Here is a 17,246-nt window from a genome sequence, read left to right as displayed (position 1 = left end):
GACGTGTTTAAAAAAAGAAAAACAACATGGTATCGCTTAGAGATTTAAGGATGTGTCTTATCAGCAAATTCAATAATAGTAGTTATTATTGGTCTGTATACTCAAAGTGGTACTCACAAGGATTAATATTTAATGAACTCTAGTGGTGAAAATCTCTCTGATTCAATGATGCCTAAGCATGTTGCTATCATTATGGATGGTAATGGCCGATGGGCGAAACAAAGAGGGAAACTTAGAATTTCAGGTCATAAGGCAGGCGTTGAGTCTGTCCGTAATTCTGTACGCTTTGCGGTAAAAAATAAAATTAGTTCGCTGACATTGTATGCCTTTAGTAGTGAAAACTGGAGAAGGCCAGAGAAAGAAGTGAGTTCTTTAATGGAACTCTTTGTTTTTGCTCTTGATAATGAAGTTAAAAACTTACATAAAAACAATGTAAAACTAAAAGTCATTGGTGATGTGAACCGTTTTAGTGAACGTCTCAGAAAAAGAATTGATAAGGCGGAAGCATTAACGCAAAACAATACTGGGCTAAAACTGAATATTGCTGCGAATTATGGTGGCCGCTGGGATATTAGTAACAGTGTAAAACAAGTATTTGCAAAGGTTCAAAGTGGTGAGCTTTCTATTGATGACATCAATGAAGAAAGTATTGATAACCATATTTGTATGCATGACCAAGAGAATGTCGATTTAGTCATAAGAACGGGGGGGGAGCACCGTATTAGCAACTTCCTCTTATGGCAAGTCGCTTATGCGGAATTTTATTTCACCAACGTTTTGTGGCCAGATTTTGATGAAATGGTGTTTCAAAGTGCAGTTGATGCTTTTAGTCAGCGTGAGCGCCGTTATGGTGGAGCTGAATCAGATGATGAACTGGGCAAAGAATAGGGGAAAGATGTGCTGAAATATCGTTTGCTTACTGCGATAGTCTTAATACCGATTGTTATTGCAGCGCTGTTTTTACTTTCTCCAGCGAATTTTGGGTTTGTTGTGATTGCGGTTTGTGCTTTAGGCGCTTGGGAATGGGCGCAATTTGTCGGCTGGCATTCACAAGCTAAGCGTATAGGCTTAGCGGTTGTTTTTACTGCAATATTACTCGCAATGCAATTTTCTATTTCCGATATAAATCAGTTTTCTACTGAACCTATGATCCTGTATGGCCTATGGGCAGGCCTTATTTGGTGGGGAATTGCCATTATTTTAGTGGTTACCTATCCTGCTTCTGCAGCATGGGGTAAGTCCGTCATTATTCGATTGCTATTTGGCGTGTTAACAATTATCCCGTTCTATTGTGGGATGATGGTTTTAAGAACCGTTGGTTATCAAAGTGATACATTCTTCGGTGCTTGGTGGTTATTGTATGTCATGTTGCTGGTTTGGGGCGCGGATTCAGGTGCTTATGCATTTGGTCGAACTATCGGACGCAACAAAATGGCCCCTAAGGTATCACCAGGTAAAACATGGGAAGGTTTAATTGGTGGCCTTATAACTGCAGGGGTAATTTCATGGTTATTTAGTGCCTTTGCGCCAATCCCTGTGATGCCTGATTATTTGCTAGTGACTTCAATTATTGTTGTTATAGTATCTGTGTTTGGTGATTTAACCGAAAGTATGTTTAAGCGCCAATCAGGTATTAAAGATAGTAGCCACTTAATTCCTGGACATGGCGGTATCTTGGATCGTATTGATAGCCTGACAGCAGCAATTCCTGTTTTTGCTGGGCTAAATTTGTTAATTTTTAACGGTTTTGGTCTTTAGGAAGATACATGGGATTTATTTGGAGTTTAGTTGCATTTATTATCGCGATAGGCGTGTTAATTACAGTGCACGAGTTCGGCCACTACTGGGTTGCTCGTCGTTGTGGTGTTTATGTTGAACGTTTCTCTATTGGGTTTGGCAAAACGTTATGGCGCAAAGTCGATAAACATGGCACTGAATTTGTTTTGGCAATGATCCCGCTAGGGGGGTATGTCAAAATGCTTGATGAGCGAGTGGGGAGCGTCTCTCCTGAACGTCGCCATCAAGCGTTTAATAATAAAACTGTAGGTCAACGAGCGGCCATTATTAGTGCTGGGCCAATTGCGAACTTTTTGTTAGCAATTGTTGTCTATTGGATAGTCTTTATGATAGGTATTCCTTCCGTAAAACCTATCATTGAAGACGTAAAACCAGGTTCTATTGCGGCAACTGCAAATTTTGAACCAAAAATGGAACTAAAATCCATTGATGGCATCGAAACTCCTGACTGGAATTCAGTTCGTTTAGCATTGGTTGGCAAAATAGGCGACCGTGAACTGACAGCTCAAGTATTACCAAATGGTTATAATGAGCCGATTACAAAAACAGTTGATTTAACGACTTGGCAGCTTGATCCTGAGAAACAAGATCCAATTTTGTCGGTAGGTATAATGCCGGTTTCTGCAAGGATTGACCCCGTTATCCAAAAGGTGACGCAAGGGTTAGCTGGTGAACGAGCCGGCTTACAGAAAGGCGACAGAATAGTCAGTGTTAATGGGGAAGTATTAGGTCTTTGGAACCCAGTTACACGCATTATTCGTAATAACCCAGGCGTCCCGTTAAAACTTGAAGTACAGCGGTCACAACAATTGATTTCACTCACACTGACCCCAGATAGCCAGAATGGACAGCGTGGGGAGAAAATTGGGTTTGCAGGTGTAGAACTTTCAGTGTTACCGTTAGCAGATGAATATAAAATGGTGCAACAATATGGGCCATTTTCTGCGTTTTACCAAGCCAGTGATAAGACGTGGCAATTAATGAAGTTGACGGTCAATATGATGGGTAAACTGGTTGTTGGGGATGTCAAACTCAATAACTTGAGCGGTCCGATATCTATCGCTAAAGGTGCGGGGGTATCCGCCGAGTCAGGCTTGGTATATTATTTGATGTTTATTGCGCTTATTAGTGTCAATTTAGGTATCATCAATCTGTTTCCATTGCCTGTTTTAGATGGGGGGCACTTGCTCTTCTTATTAATTGAAAAAATTAAAGGAAGTCCAGTGTCTGAGCGAGTACAAGACTTTAGTTTTCGGATAGGTGCAATGGCATTGATTCTGTTAATGGGACTTGCACTTTTTAATGATTTCTCTCGCTTCTAATTTTTATAAGCTGGGGACCAGTAAGGAATACGCATAACAACGATGGCGATGAAAAAGTTGCTCATAGCGTCGCTGCTTTTCGGCAGCGCCACTGCATACGGTTCAGACGGATTCGTAGTTAAAGACATTCGTTTCGAAGGTCTACAACGCGTCGCCGTTGGTGCAGCATTATTGAACATGCCAGTTAGGGTTGGCGATTCAGTTGATAACGATGATATCAGCCGTTCGATCCGTTCCCTATTTTCAACCGGTAACTTCGAAGATGTTAGGGTCCTGCGTGATGGAAACACGCTGATCGTTCAAGTAAAAGAACGACCAACGATTGCCAGTATCACCTTTACAGGTAATAAGTCTGTTAAAGATGATATGCTCAAGCAGAACTTGGAAGCTTCGAATATCCGCGTTGGTGAGGCACTTGACCGCACGACAATTGCGAATATCGAAAAAGGTTTAGAAGACTTTTACTATAGCGTTGGTAAATATAATGCAACAGTAAAAGCTGTTGTAACACCTTTGCCGCGTAATCGTGTGGATTTAAAATTTGTTTTCTCTGAAGGTGTTTCAGCTCAAATTCAGCAAATTAATATTGTGGGTAATAAGAATTACACCACAGCAGAATTAGTTAATAAGCTGCAATTGCGTGATGATGTACCTTGGTGGAACCTGGCTGCAGACCAAAAATATCAGAAGCAAAAACTGGCGGGTGACTTAGAAACGCTGCGCAGTTTTTATCTTGATCGCGGATATGCACGTTTTAACATTGACTCCACGCAAGTCAGTCTGACCCCAGACAAAAAAGGCATTTATATTACGATTAACATCACTGAAGGCGATCAATATAAAATATCTGGCGTCGAGGTTAATGGTAATACAGCGGAACACTTATCCGAAATCCAAGAACTTATCACTATCACACCGGGAGAATTATATAACGGTGCTCAAGTGACGAGCATGGAAAACAAAATCAAAGATATGTTTGGCCGTTATGGTTATGCGTATCCTCGAGTCATGACACAACCTGAAATCAACGATGCAGATAAAACAGTTAAATTGCATTTAAATATTGATGCAGGTAACCGTTTCTATGTACGTGAAATCCGTTTCCAAGGTAATGACACCAGTAAAGATACCGTTTTACGCCGTGAAATGCGTCAAATGGAAGGCGCATGGCTCGGAAATGACCTTGTTGAACTGGGTAAAGAACGTTTGAATCGTACTGGTTACTTTGAAACGGTTGATGTTGAAACTCAACGTGTTCCTGGTAGCCCTGACCAAGTTGATGTTATCTACAAGGTTAAAGAGCGTAATACTGGTTCAATGAACTTCGGTATCGGTTTTGGTACTGAAAGTGGTGTGAGCTTCCAAGTTGGGGTTACACAAGATAACTGGTTGGGTACAGGTAACGCGGTTGGTATTAACGCAAGTAAAAATGATTACTCAACTAACGTTGAATTCTCATTTACTGACCCGTACTTCACGGTTAATGGTGTGAGCTTAGGCGGTCGTATTTTCTATAACGACTTTAGTGCAAAAGATGCAGACTTGTCAGGCTATAACAACAAAACGTATGGTTTAGACAGTTTCTTAAGCTTCCCATTCAATGAAAATAACTCTTTCCGTCTCGGTGCGGGTTATGTTCATAACCGACTTTCAGATATGCGTGCTCAAGCTGCTATGTGGGATTACCTTGATTCTATGGGTAAAAATCCACCAGTTACAACAGATGGACGCAATAAAGAAAGCTTTGATGCGGATGACTTTACGTTAAACTTAGGTTGGACTTATAACTCGTTGAATCGTGGTTTCTTCCCGACATCGGGTAATAAAACAAACGTCTCGGCTAAAGTGACAATACCTGGCTCTGATAACGAATACTATAAACTGCGCTTTGATACAGCACAGTATTACCCACTGGATGAAGACGAAAGTTGGGTTGTTCTGGGACGCGCACAAGCAGGTTATGGTGATGGTATTGGTAGTAAGCAAATGCCATTCTATGAAAACTTCTATGCGGGTGGTTCAAGCACCATTCGTGGTTTCCGTTCGAATAATATCGGTCCAAAAGCAGTTTACCTGAAGAAAGTGAATGGAAAAGATGGTCCTGAGCCGGGAAGCCCATCCAGTGATGCGGTCGGTGGTAATGCGATGTACGCAGCATCATTTGAATTAATCACTCCGACTCCATTTATTGATGAAAAATATTCGAACTCAGTTCGTACATCTTTGTTCGTTGATGCGGGTACGGTATGGGACACGAATTGGAATAGTATCCCAGCAGCTTGGCGTGCAGGTATGCCTGACTATGGTAAGGCATCTAACGTTCGAGTGTCTACGGGTGTGGCTTTACAATGGATGTCCCCACTTGGACCACTGGTCTTCTCTTATGCGCAGCCGATTAAGGACTACGAAGGGGATAAATCAGAACAGTTCCAATTTAATATTGGTAGAACGTGGTAATCTACTACAGTTTCTACTTATGATGGCTCCCATAATTTTGTGGGAGCAACCAAAATTTCCAGCCATACGTATGGGTTAAGGAGTTTAGTGTGAAAAAATTGTTGTGTGCAGCGGGTGTGAGTATTGCTTTAGCAATGTCTGCGGGGGCTTATGCTGAGAAAATCGCTATCGTCAATGTCGGTGAAATTTTCCAAAATATGCCTGCGCGTGAAGCCGTTGCTAAACAGCTTGAAAGTGAATTCAAAAGCCGTGCGACTGAGTTACAAAATCTAGAGAAAGATTTGCAAACTCGTGTTGAAAAATTGCGCCGTGATGGTGCAACAATGAAACAAAGTGAGCGCGAAAAGCTTGAATCTGAACTCATGACTAAACGTGATCAATTTGCTGAAAAAGCTCAAAAATTTGAAGAAGACAACCGTCGTCGTCAAGGCGAAGAGCGTGCTAAAATTTTAACTCGTATTCAGAACTCTATTAAGTCTGTTGCAGCTAAAGAAGGCTATGATGTCGTTATCGATGCAAATGCAGTAGCTTATGCAAAAGATAGCGTTGACATTACAAGTCAGGTTCAAAAACAGGTTAAATAATAGATGTCTTCAATTCGATTGGCTGACCTTGCTCAGCAGTTGAATGCGCAATTACACGGTGATGGTGATATTACCATCACCGGTATTGCTCCAATGCATTCAGCGAATAATCAACAGATTACTTTTCTATCTGATAGTCGTTATAGTGATAAATTGGCTGATTGCCAAGCTGCAGCGGTGGTTCTCACAGCAAAAGATCTCGAAGCCTGCAAAGTTGCAGCACTGGTTGTTGATAACCCGTATCTGGCTTATGCGAAAATGGCTCAAATAATGGATACAACGCCAAGTCCGGCTGAAGATATCCATGCATCAGCGGTCATTGCTGATGATGCAAAACTTGGTAAGAATGTCGCAATTGGCGCAAATGCCGTTATCGAAAGTGGTGTTGAGCTTGGCGATAATGTGGTGATTGGCGCAGGTTGTTTTGTGGGCAAAAATACGCGTATTGGTACAGGAACCCGTTTGTGGGCGAATGTTAGCGTATACCACAATGTTGAGATTGGCGAACACTGTTTGGTTCAATCTGGCACAGTAATTGGCTCTGATGGTTTCGGCTATGCGAATGATCGTGGTAATTGGGTCAAAATTCCTCAATTAGGCACAGTGATCATCGGCGATCGTGTTGAGATCGGTGCGAGCACGACCATTGACCGCGGTGCTTTAGATAACACAGTGATTGGTAATGGGGTTATTATCGATAACCAGTGCCAAATTGCACATAATGTCATAATTGGTGATAATACCGCAGTTGCTGGAGGTGTTATCATGGCGGGTAGTTTAAAAATCGGCCGCTACTGTATGATTGGTGGTGCTAGTGTCATCAACGGCCATATGGAAATTTGCGATAAGGTCACAGTAACAGGAATGGGGATGGTCATGAGACCTATCACTGAACCGGGAGTGTATTCTTCGGGGATCCCTTTACAGCCTAATAAATCTTGGCGTAAAACAGCTGCTTTAGTCTTAAATATCAATGAGATGAATAAGCGACTGAAACATGTCGAGCGTGAATTAGATAGCCAAAATCAAAAAAATCAGTAATCATTTTGTAATTCAGGCTAAAATAGTTATCTGAGTTACGTTTTCCGGCCTGCCAGTTAACCTAATCTAAGGTTAAAGCAGGCCGATTCATTAATTAAACCGTATTAATAGACAGGAAGAGTATTTCGATGAGTGATAATCATACTCTGAATATAGAAGAAATCTTAGAACTGCTTCCACACCGTTACCCGTTCCTTTTGGTTGACCGTGTATTAGATTTTGAAAAAGGCAAATCATTGCGTGCAGTGAAAAATGTGTCATTTAACGAGCCATTTTTCCAAGGACATTTCCCAAGCAAACCGATTTTTCCAGGCGTATTAATTTTAGAAGCCATGGCACAAGCAACAGGGATCCTTGCGTTTAAAAGCGTTGGGAAATTAGAGCCTGGTGAGTTGTACTATTTTGCAGCGATAGACAATGCGCGTTTTAAACGTCCAGTTCTGCCTGGGGACCAAATGGTCTTAGAAGTTGAATTTATCAAAGAACGTCGTGGAGTTGCACGTTTTAAAGGTGTTGCTAAAGTTGATGGAGAAGTGGCCTGCGAAGCAGAAATGATGTGCGCCCGTCGCCGTGAGGTCTGATATGATTGATAATACAGCCTATATTCATCCATCTTCTATCGTAGAAGATGGCGCTATCATCGGTGCCAATGTTCAAATTGGCCCTTTTTGCTATATTGGCGCGAATGTCGAAATTGGCGAAGGTACTGAGTTGAAATCTCATGTTGTCGTTAATGGTCATACAAAAATAGGCCGTGACAATGTGATTTTCCAGTTCGCTTCCATCGGTGAAATTAACCAAGATCTTAAATACCAAGGTGAACCAACGCGAGTTGAAATCGGGGATAGAAACCGTATTCGCGAAAGTGTCACTATTCACCGTGGTACCGTTCAAGATGTTGGCCTGACAAAAGTGGGCAACGACAATTTACTGATGGTGAATGTGCACATTGCCCATGATTGTATCATTGGAAACCGTTGTATTATTGCAAATAACGGTACGCTAGGTGGCCATGTAACACTGGGTGATTATGCCATTATTGGTGGTATGACCGCAGTTCACCAATTCTGTAAAATTGGTGCCCATGTTATGGTCGGTGGTTGTTCTGGTGTTGCACAAGACGTGCCGCCTTATGTCATTGCACAAGGTAACCACGCGACACCATTTGGTTTAAATCTTGAAGGTTTAAAACGCCGTGGTTTTGAAAAAGAATCACTACATGCTATCCGTAATGCATACAAGGTGTTGTATCGTTCAGGTAAATCGTTAGAAGAAGCCCGTGAAGAAATCGCAGAAATGGCAAAATCCAATGAACACGTGAAAGTGTTTAGTGATTTCTTAGAGGATTCTGCGCAGTCTAAACGTGGTATTATTCGTTAATTTAGTATTAATGAATCGAGGCCTTTAATAAGGAGCGAATTTCGGTGAATAATAGCCGCCCACTTACTATTGGCCTTGTTGCCGGAGAAACATCTGGTGATATTCTCGGTGCAGGGCTTATCCGTGCACTTAAAGAACAAATACCTGATGCTCGCTTTGTTGGTGTTGCTGGCCCTTTAATGCAAGCCGAGGGTTGCGAAGCTTGGTATGAAATGGAAGAGCTTGCTGTCATGGGCATTGTTGAAGTCCTTGGCCGCCTGCCTCGGTTATTATCCATCCGTAAGGATTTAACCCAGCGTTTTACCGAACTGCAACCTGATGTTTTTGTTGGAATTGATGCCCCTGATTTTAATATTACCCTCGAAGGCCGTTTGAAATCTAAAGGTATCAAAACCATTCATTACGTTAGCCCATCAGTTTGGGCATGGCGCCAAAAGCGGGTATTTAAAATTGGTCGTTCAACGAATTTAGTATTAGCTTTTTTACCTTTTGAAAAAGCATTTTACGATCGTTTTAATGTTCCTTGCCGTTTTATCGGGCACACAATGGCCGATGCCATTCCATTACATCCTGATAAACAAGCCGCTCGACATCGATTGAATATTCCTGAACATGCTAAATGTTTAGCTTTACTGCCGGGAAGCCGCCATTCCGAAGTCGAAATGCTTAGTGCAGACTTCCTCAATACAGCGAAAATATTACAGCGAAATATCCCAGATTTACATATTGTGGTGCCGTTGGTGAATGAAAAACGCCGTCAGCAGTTTGATGAGATAAAAGAAAACACCGCACCTGAATTGGCAGTCCATATTTTAGATGGTCAAGCACGTGATGCGATGATTGCAGCGGACGCGACGTTATTAGCATCGGGAACGGCGGCACTCGAGTGCATGTTAACAAAATGCCCAATGGTGGTGGGGTATCGTATGAAACCTTTCACTTTTTGGTTAGCAAAACGATTAGTAAAAACGCCGTATGTTTCTTTGCCTAATTTATTAGCAGAAAAAGAGATTGTTAAAGAGTTACTCCAAGAGGAGTGTCAGCCTGATAAACTCGCACAGCAGTTACTCCCATTACTCAATGGTGGCGAGCAGGTTGAAAACTTGAAGCTCACTTTTTTGCAATTACATCAGCTCATTCGTTGTGATGCAGATAAACAAGCGGCTGAAGCGGTATTAGAGATGGTCAAAAATTAATGGAATTTATCTATCCAAAAGCAAATATAATTGCTGGTGTTGATGAGGTGGGCCGAGGTCCATTAGTTGGCGCTGTAGTGACTGCAGCGGTGATCCTTGATCCCAATAAGCCAATTGCAGGGCTGGCAGACTCAAAAAAACTCACCGAAAAAAAACGTGAGAAATTATTTGATGAAATTCAGGAAAAAGCGCTGTGTTGGTGCATCGGCCGCGCAGGGCCAGAAGAAATTGATAATATAAATATATTACATGCAACCATGTTAGCTATGCAGCGCGCCGTTGCAGGTTTATCTATTGTTCCTGAGTATGTTCTCATTGACGGCAACCGCTGCCCTGAGTTGCCAATGCCTTCACAGGCAGTAATTAAAGGCGACAGTTTAGTACAAGAAATTAGCGCGGCATCCATTTTAGCTAAAGTGATCAGAGATAGGGAAATGGTTGAGCTAGACATAGCCTTTCCTGAATATGGCTTTGCGAAGCATAAAGGCTATCCAACGGCTTATCATTTAGAAAAATTGGCGCAGTATGGCGCAACTGAATTCCATCGTAAAAGCTTTGCTCCTGTGAGAAGAGCTTTAGACAGCAATAAGTAGGTATTAGGTCGATGGCATCACCTCGTTTTATTCATTTACGCGTCCACAGTGACTATTCCATGATTGATGGGCTAGCCAAAACGGGGCCACTGGTTAAAAAAGTGGCTTCGATGGGCATGCCTGCGTTTGCGATCACCGATTTTACTAACCTTTGTGGGTTAGTCCGGTTTTATGGTGCAGCGCATGGGGCGGGGATCAAGCCAATTATTGGTGCTGATTTTTATGTGGAAAGTGAACTATTAGGTGATGAAATATCCCACTTAACTGTTTTGGCACGTAATAATGAAGGTTATCAAAACCTTACCTTACTAATTTCTGAAGCATACCAAAAGGGCTATGGTGCGGTTGGGCCAACCATAAAACGAGAATGGCTGGCCAAGCACAAAGACGGCTTGATTCTGCTGTCAGGTGGCCGTAAAGGGGATGTCGGGCAATTTCTATTAAGGGGAAATCAAGCCTTAGTGGATGAGTGCCTTGCATTCTATGAAACCCATTTTCCAGATAGCTACTATTTAGAATTGGTTAGGACAGGGCGACCTGATGAAGAGAGTTATCTACATGCGGCTGTCGAGTTAGCGACTAAAAAAGGCCTACCTGTCGTTGCAACGAATGATGTTTGCTTTATTGAAAGTAGTGATTTTGATGCTCATGAAATACGTGTTGCTATCCATGATGGTTTTACATTAGTCGATCCCAAAAGGCCTAAAAATTATAGCCCTCAGCAATATTTACGTTCCGAAGAAGAGATGTGTGAGCTGTTTGCTGACATCCCTGAAGCGCTAGAAAACAGTGTAGAGATTGCTAAGCGTTGTAATGTAACTATCCGTCTAGGTGAATACTTCTTACCTCAATTCCCAACAGGGGATATGAAAACAGAAGACTTTTTAGTTATGCGCTCTAAAGAAGGGCTCGAAGAGCGTTTAGAATTTTTATTTCCTGATGAAAAAATTAGAGCAGAAAGACGTCCTGAGTATGATGAACGTTTAGACATCGAACTCAACGTAATCAACCAAATGGGTTTCCCCGGCTACTTCTTGATTGTTATGGAGTTTATCCAATGGTCGAAGGATAACGGCGTACCCGTTGGGCCAGGACGAGGCTCAGGGGCGGGTTCCCTTGTTGCCTACGCATTAAAAATTACAGACCTTGACCCACTGGAATTTGATTTACTGTTTGAGCGTTTTTTGAACCCTGAGCGTGTTTCCATGCCTGACTTTGACGTCGATTTCTGCATGGAAAAACGCGATCAAGTGATTGATCACGTGGCTCAAATGTATGGCCGTGAGGCGGTTTCTCAAATCATTACCTTTGGTACGATGGCGGCAAAAGCGGTTATCCGCGACGTGGGGCGCGTACTTGGGCATCCATATGGTTTTGTTGATAGAATTTCAAAATTAGTGCCGCCAGATCCTGGTATGACACTGGAAAAAGCGTTCGAAGCAGAACCTCAGTTACCTGAAATTTATGAGGCTGATGAAGAGGTTAAAGCGCTTATCGATATGGCGCGTAAACTCGAAGGTGTCACACGAAATGCCGGTAAACATGCAGGTGGGGTGGTTATCGCTCCAACTAAAATTACGGACTTTGCCCCACTTTATTGTGATGCGGAAGGCAATAACCCCGTCACACAATTCGATAAAAACGATGTCGAATATGCAGGGCTAGTGAAGTTCGACTTCCTCGGCTTACGGACGTTGACGATCATTAACTGGGCGTTGGAAATGATCAACGCGCGTCGCGCTAAGAAAAACTTAGAGCCGATTGATATTGCTGCTATTCCGCTACACGATCAAAAAAGTTTTGATATGCTGCAGCGCTCAGAAACCACAGCGGTATTCCAGTTAGAATCACGTGGAATGAAGGACTTAATTAAGCGATTACGTCCTGACTGCTTCGAAGATATGATCGCACTGGTAGCATTGTTCCGTCCAGGACCACTGCAGTCAGGCATGGTAGATAACTTTATTGACCGTAAGCATGGTCGTGAAGAAATTTCGTACCCAGATGTGCAGTGGCAACATGAATCATTAAAACCTGTTCTAGAGCCCACATATGGTATTATTTTATACCAAGAACAGGTTATGCAGATTGCTCAGGTTTTAGCTGGGTACACACTCGGCGGTGCAGATATGCTGCGCCGTGCGATGGGAAAAAAGAAACCTGAAGAAATGGCGAAGCAGCGTTCTGTTTTTGAAGAGGGAGCAATCAAAAACGGGGTAGACGGCGAGTTATCAATGAAAATCTTTGACTTGGTAGAGAAATTTGCCGGTTATGGGTTTAATAAATCGCATTCAGCTGCCTATGCATTAGTTTCATACCAAACACTGTGGCTCAAAGCCCACTATCCCGCTGAATTTATGGCAGCAGTCATGACCGCAGATATGGATAACACGGAAAAAGTGGTTGGTTTAGTTGACGAATGTTGGCGCATGGGCTTAAAAGTATTGCCACCAGATATCAATAGTGGGCTTTATCACTTCCATGTGAATGATGAAGGTGAGATAGTTTACGGCATCGGTGCAATTAAAGGGGTCGGTGAAGGCCCGATTGAAGCGATTGTTGAAGCGCGTCAACAAGGCGGGATATTTAAAGAGATTTTTGACCTTTGTGCGCGAGTTGATATTAAAAAAATTAACCGTCGTGTGATGGAAAAGCTTATTATGGCAGGGGCATTTGACCGATTAGGCCCTCACCGTGCAGCATTGATGTCTTCCCTTGAGGATGCGTTAAAAGCGGCTGACCAACATGCTAAAGCAGAGGCAATAGGCCAAGCAGATATGTTTGGTGTCTTAGCGGAAGCACCCGAACAAGTTGAAAGTTCATATGCAAGCGTACCTAAATGGCCAGAGCAGGTGGTATTGGATGGTGAACGCGAGACGCTTGGTTTATATTTAACAGGGCATCCAATAACACGATACTTGAGCGAAATAGAGCGTTATACTAACGGGCTTAGATTAAAAGATGTGAACCCCACCCCTCGTGGTCAAGTGACAACTGTGGTAGGTTTAGTACTTTCAGCTAAAGTGATTACAACCAAGCGTGGAAATAGAATTGGTATTTGTACGCTTGATGATCGTTCCGGTCGTCTGGATATTATGTTATTTTCAGATGCGCTCGATAAATACCAACATATGTTGGAAAAAGACAATATCCTGATAGCCACCGGTCAGGTCAGCTTTGATGATTTCAATGGTGGTAATAAAATGACAGTGCGTGAGTTAATGGACATTAGTGAAGCAAGGGAAAAATATGCTCGAGGACTTGCAATTTCACTGTCAGATAAACAAATTAACGATCAATTGCTGAACCGGCTTCGTAGCACTCTTGAACCTCATCGTTCAGGAACGATCCCGGTTCATCTGTATTACCAGAAGGATGATGCCAGAGCCAAGCTTAAATTTGGTGTTGTTTGGCGTGTGACGCCAGTGGATCTTCTTCTGAACGATCTTCGAACTCTGCTGGGTAGTGAGCAGGTAGAATTAGAATTTGACTAAAATAGGAATATTATGAGTCTGGATTTTCTTGATTTTGAACAGCCAATCGCAGAATTAGAAGCGAAAATTGATTCTCTAACAGCGGTTAGCCGTCAAGATAACAACTTAGAAGTCAACCTAGATGAAGAGGTTGCTCGTTTACGTGAAAAAAGTGTTGAACTGACACGTAAAATTTTCTCTGATCTAGGAGCTTGGCAAATCGCTAAACTCGCTCGTCACCCACGTCGTCCATATACATTGGATTATATTTCTCGCATTTTTACTGATTTCCAAGAATTAGCAGGGGATCGTGCTTATGCAGATGATAAAGCCATTGTTGGTGGGATGGCGCGTCTAGATGGCCGTCCAGTCATGATTATTGGGCATCAGAAAGGGCGTGAGACAAAAGAAAAAATCCGTCGTAATTTTGGTATGCCAGCCCCAGAAGGTTACCGTAAGGCATTGCGTCTGATGGAACTGGCTGAGCGTTTTAACTTGCCTATTATTACCTTTATTGATACCCCTGGAGCTTACCCGGGCGTTGGTGCTGAAGAGCGCGGTCAGTCAGAGGCTATCGCACGTAATTTACGTGAAATGTCTCGTTTATCTGTCCCAGTCATTTGTACCGTTATTGGTGAAGGTGGCTCTGGTGGTGCACTTGCTATCGGTGTGGGTGATAAAGTCAATATGCTGCAATACAGCACTTATTCTGTTATTTCACCAGAAGGCTGTGCATCTATTCTGTGGAAAAGCGCAGATAAAGCACCATTAGCAGCAGAAGCAATGGGGATTACGGCTCCACGCCTTAAAGAATTAAAATTAATTGATAATGTGATCCCTGAACCATTAGGCGGTGCACATCGTAATTATGATGAAATTGCAGAACAGTTAAAAGCACGCCTGACTGAAGATTTAGACGAATTAGAAGCGTTAGATGCTGAAGCATTGAAAAACCGTCGCTATCAGCGCCTGATGGACTATGGTTATTGTTAATCATTAACAGCTAATCGTTAATAAAAACGGGAGTTTGCTTTTGCCAGCTCCCGTTTTTTATTTTTAAGCTAGTCATTTTTAATGATAACAGAGTGTTTTGATTTAAATTATTCATCTGCTGAGAATAACAATAGATAGGAACTAGGGTGCGACAATATAATTATTTGCTATATGCTTTTACTTGCGTATTGATATGGAGCTTTATTCCTATTGTCTCTCGTTTTGGGCAGGAAGGTATGGATAGTTTCCAATTCCTTTTCTGGTCAAACTTAATTTCTGCGATATCTGTAATTATTGTTGCGTTTGCTTCAGGATATCGGCTAACAAAATTGTTTATTTTGCCAAGAGATGTACTAATCAAAGTCTTTGTTCTTGGGTTTCTTGATTGTTTATTCTACTTGTTACTGTACTACGGATATTCCATTGAAAATGGTATCGCCGTATTGGTCATTCAATATAGCTGGCCATTAGTTATTATCTTGTTATCAGTGGTATTGCTAAAAGACAAATTAGTGGGAAGACAAGTCGTTGGTATCATTATTGGCTTTATTGCAGTAATTATCACTTTCACCAAAGGGCAAATTACTCAACTTCATGTTGAAAATCCAACAGCATTATTACTGGTTTTTAGTGGTGCATTTTGTTTCGCACTAATGTCAGTTTTCTCCCGCCAATATTCGATTGACCCTTATATTAGTACCGTATGGTTATTTATTTTTTCAACGCTGACTTCTTTTGTCTTATTGATGCTGTTCAGTGAAATGAGATTACCTTCAAAAGCCGCTTTTTGGCCAACATTGGTTAATGGCATTTTAATCAATGGAGTGTCTTATATTTTGTGGTTCAAGGCGATGAATACAGGGCATTCAGCAAAAATTGCTTCTGTGATATTTTTATCTCCCGTATTATCGGTACTTTGGTTAGTGTTAATCTTAAATGATGCTTTTGAAGTTGCTTATATTGCAGGGGTATTACTAGTAATTATTTCTGGTATTTTGTGTATTGGTTCCAAAAAACATGGTCAGAAATTATGAGAAGGGCGAACAAATGATACAGCATTCGCAAGTCATTGTTGAACGGGTTCTCAATAAAATAAACGGTATTCAAAAAATTCTAGTGGGGTTCAGTGGCGGTATTGATTCAACTGTTTTATTACATGCGCTTTATCTTATTCGGCAACAGCAACTCCCTTCACTAGAAATTCGCGCTATTCATGTTCACCATGGGTTGAATAGTAAAGCAAATGAATGGGAGCAGCACTGTGCTCAATTATGTTTACAGTGGGACATTCCTTTCATTTGCCGACATGTCGTGGTTGACTCAAGCCAAAAAGGTATTGAAGCTGCGGCACGAGATGCCCGTTATCAGGCTTACCGAGAAGAGTTACAAGAGGGTGAGGTGTTAGTCACAGCTCAACACCTTGATGACCAAGCAGAAACTTTCATGTTAGCGCTAAAGCGTGGCAGTGGGCCTGCTGGGTTATCTTCAATGCCTGAAGTATTAGCTTTTACCGCGTGTAGTGGCTCAACATGGTTGTTACGTCCATTGCTTACAACGCCTCGTATAGCGCTAGAAGCTTATATGCAAGAGCAGAAATTATCGTGGGTTGAAGACGATAGTAACCAAGATGACCGTTATGATAGAAATTTTTTGCGATTGAATGTCATGCCAGTTTTGGTTGAGCGCTGGCCTCATTTTTCTAGTGCAGTTGCCCGTAGTGCGGCGCTATGTGCGGAGCAAGAAAGCTTACTCGATGAATTATTAAAAGACACCCTTGAAAACATGATGGACTATCGAGGCGGGCTATTTATTGATGACCTGAAAGCCTGCTCATCATCAAAGCGCAATGCACTTATTCGTCGCTGGGTTGGGTTGCATCAGCTACCCATGCCACCTTTTAATCAATTGGAACGAATTTGGCAAGAAGTGGCATTAGCTCGTCAGGATGCGGATCCTATTTGCCAACTAGGGCAATTTGAAATTCGTCGTTATCAGGGGGCGTTGTGGGTTGTTAAGCGAATTAATAGCTTAGTAAATCAACAGTTTGAATGGGACTTTCCTAAGGTTTTTAAATTGCCTGGATCCTTGGGAATTTTACGGGTTATGGAAGGTGAGGGGCAAATACGTCCGCCCAAACCAGATGAAATGGTGACAATTCGTTTTGGGCTGCAAGGCACGCTAAACATTGTAGGGCGTCATCGTTCCAGAAGCAGTAAGAAGATCTGGCAAGAATTAGGTGTAGCGCCATGGATGAGAGAAAGAGTGCCATTAATCTATTATAACGACCAGCTCATTACCGCAGTAGGGTGCTTTATTACCCCTGAGGGGTTAGTTGATGAAGCGTCTCTGGGGATTGCTATCGATTGGCAAAAAGAGGGTGAATTTAAGGTATTGAACTAATGAGAAGCCC

General features: G+C 42.2%; 14 protein-coding genes. All 14 read left to right on the top strand.

Going from position 1 to position 17,246, the window contains the following annotated elements; genetic code table 11:
* The first annotated feature begins 132 nt into the window (after positions 1-132).
* The 14 genes from uppS (at position 133) to tilS (ending at position 17,236) form a co-directional block, all read left to right on the top strand.
* Positions 133-888: a polyprenyl diphosphate synthase gene (gene uppS, locus M1E86_RS15365; RefSeq protein ID WP_213913022.1), complete on the top strand. Its 756-nt coding sequence runs from the start codon at positions 133-135 to the stop codon at positions 886-888.
* Between the two features lie 9 nt (positions 889-897).
* The gene (gene cdsA, locus M1E86_RS15360) at positions 898-1,758 is read left to right on the top strand and encodes a phosphatidate cytidylyltransferase (protein ID WP_125890286.1); all 861 of its coding nucleotides are present in this window, start codon (positions 898-900) and stop codon (positions 1,756-1,758) included.
* Between the two features lie 8 nt (positions 1,759-1,766).
* Positions 1,767-3,119 (top strand): sigma E protease regulator RseP, encoded by a 1,353-nt coding sequence (gene rseP, locus M1E86_RS15355; protein ID WP_102139932.1) that lies wholly within the window; start codon positions 1,767-1,769, stop codon positions 3,117-3,119.
* A 42-nt stretch (positions 3,120-3,161) separates the two neighbouring features.
* The gene (gene bamA, locus M1E86_RS15350; protein ID WP_213913021.1) at positions 3,162-5,576 is read left to right on the top strand and encodes an outer membrane protein assembly factor BamA; all 2,415 of its coding nucleotides are present in this window, start codon (positions 3,162-3,164) and stop codon (positions 5,574-5,576) included.
* Positions 5,577-5,665: 89 nt separating this feature from the next.
* Positions 5,666-6,160 carry a molecular chaperone Skp gene (gene skp / locus M1E86_RS15345; RefSeq protein ID WP_125890283.1) on the top strand — a complete coding sequence of 165 codons (495 nt, stop codon included), beginning with the start codon at positions 5,666-5,668 and terminating at the stop codon, positions 6,158-6,160.
* 3 nt (positions 6,161-6,163) lie between these two features.
* Positions 6,164-7,201 (top strand): UDP-3-O-(3-hydroxymyristoyl)glucosamine N-acyltransferase, encoded by a 1,038-nt coding sequence (gene lpxD / locus M1E86_RS15340; RefSeq protein ID WP_125890282.1) that lies wholly within the window; start codon positions 6,164-6,166, stop codon positions 7,199-7,201.
* Between the two features lie 128 nt (positions 7,202-7,329).
* A complete protein-coding gene (gene fabZ / locus M1E86_RS15335; protein WP_004257450.1) occupies positions 7,330-7,782 on the top strand; it encodes a 3-hydroxyacyl-ACP dehydratase FabZ in 453 nt (150 codons plus the stop codon).
* Between the two features lies 1 nt (position 7,783).
* Entirely contained in the window at positions 7,784-8,581 is a 798-nt protein-coding gene (gene lpxA, locus M1E86_RS15330) for an acyl-ACP--UDP-N-acetylglucosamine O-acyltransferase (RefSeq protein WP_125890281.1), read from the top strand.
* Positions 8,582-8,625: 44 nt separating this feature from the next.
* On the top strand, positions 8,626-9,777 hold the full coding sequence (gene lpxB / locus M1E86_RS15325; protein WP_125890280.1) for a lipid-A-disaccharide synthase: 1,152 nt from the start codon (positions 8,626-8,628) through the stop codon (positions 9,775-9,777).
* Entirely contained in the window at positions 9,777-10,370 is a 594-nt protein-coding gene (rnhB, locus tag M1E86_RS15320; RefSeq protein WP_213913020.1) for a ribonuclease HII, read from the top strand. Before lpxB ends, rnhB begins: the two co-directional genes overlap by 1 nt.
* 11 nt (positions 10,371-10,381) lie before the next feature.
* A complete protein-coding gene (gene dnaE, locus M1E86_RS15315; RefSeq protein WP_213913019.1) occupies positions 10,382-13,864 on the top strand; it encodes a DNA polymerase III subunit alpha in 3,483 nt (1,160 codons plus the stop codon).
* Between the two features lie 12 nt (positions 13,865-13,876).
* Positions 13,877-14,836, top strand: a complete 960-nt coding sequence (accA, locus tag M1E86_RS15310) for an acetyl-CoA carboxylase carboxyl transferase subunit alpha (RefSeq protein WP_125890277.1) — start codon at positions 13,877-13,879, stop codon at positions 14,834-14,836.
* 146 nt (positions 14,837-14,982) lie between these two features.
* Positions 14,983-15,870 (top strand): DMT family transporter, encoded by an 888-nt coding sequence (locus M1E86_RS15305; RefSeq protein ID WP_125890276.1) that lies wholly within the window; start codon positions 14,983-14,985, stop codon positions 15,868-15,870.
* Between the two features lie 13 nt (positions 15,871-15,883).
* Positions 15,884-17,236 (top strand): tRNA lysidine(34) synthetase TilS, encoded by a 1,353-nt coding sequence (gene tilS, locus M1E86_RS15300; RefSeq protein WP_213913018.1) that lies wholly within the window; start codon positions 15,884-15,886, stop codon positions 17,234-17,236.
* The last annotated feature ends 10 nt before the right edge of the window (positions 17,237-17,246 follow it).

The sequence above is a fragment of the Providencia sp. PROV200 genome (assembly GCF_049901995.1).
Lineage (GTDB): Bacteria > Pseudomonadota > Gammaproteobacteria > Enterobacterales > Enterobacteriaceae > Providencia > Providencia rettgeri_E.
Note: the sequence above shows the minus strand (reverse complement) of the source record. Positions and strands in the feature narration are given on the sequence as shown.

Excerpts from the sequence above, each read along its gene's own strand:
- uppS (WP_213913022.1), top strand. The coding sequence starts at position 133 with ATGAACTCTAGTGGTGAAAATCTCTCTGATTCAATGATGCCTAAGCAT.
- rseP (WP_102139932.1), top strand. The coding sequence starts at position 1,767 with ATGGGATTTATTTGGAGTTTAGTTGCATTTATTATCGCGATAGGCGTG.
- bamA (WP_213913021.1), top strand. The coding sequence starts at position 3,162 with ATGGCGATGAAAAAGTTGCTCATAGCGTCGCTGCTTTTCGGCAGCGCC.
- lpxD (WP_125890282.1), top strand. The coding sequence starts at position 6,164 with ATGTCTTCAATTCGATTGGCTGACCTTGCTCAGCAGTTGAATGCGCAA.
- fabZ (WP_004257450.1), top strand. The coding sequence starts at position 7,330 with ATGAGTGATAATCATACTCTGAATATAGAAGAAATCTTAGAACTGCTT.
- lpxA (WP_125890281.1), top strand. The coding sequence starts at position 7,784 with ATGATTGATAATACAGCCTATATTCATCCATCTTCTATCGTAGAAGAT.
- rnhB (WP_213913020.1), top strand. The coding sequence starts at position 9,777 with ATGGAATTTATCTATCCAAAAGCAAATATAATTGCTGGTGTTGATGAG.
- dnaE (WP_213913019.1), top strand. The coding sequence starts at position 10,382 with ATGGCATCACCTCGTTTTATTCATTTACGCGTCCACAGTGACTATTCC.
- accA (WP_125890277.1), top strand. The coding sequence starts at position 13,877 with ATGAGTCTGGATTTTCTTGATTTTGAACAGCCAATCGCAGAATTAGAA.
- tilS (WP_213913018.1), top strand. The coding sequence starts at position 15,884 with ATGATACAGCATTCGCAAGTCATTGTTGAACGGGTTCTCAATAAAATA.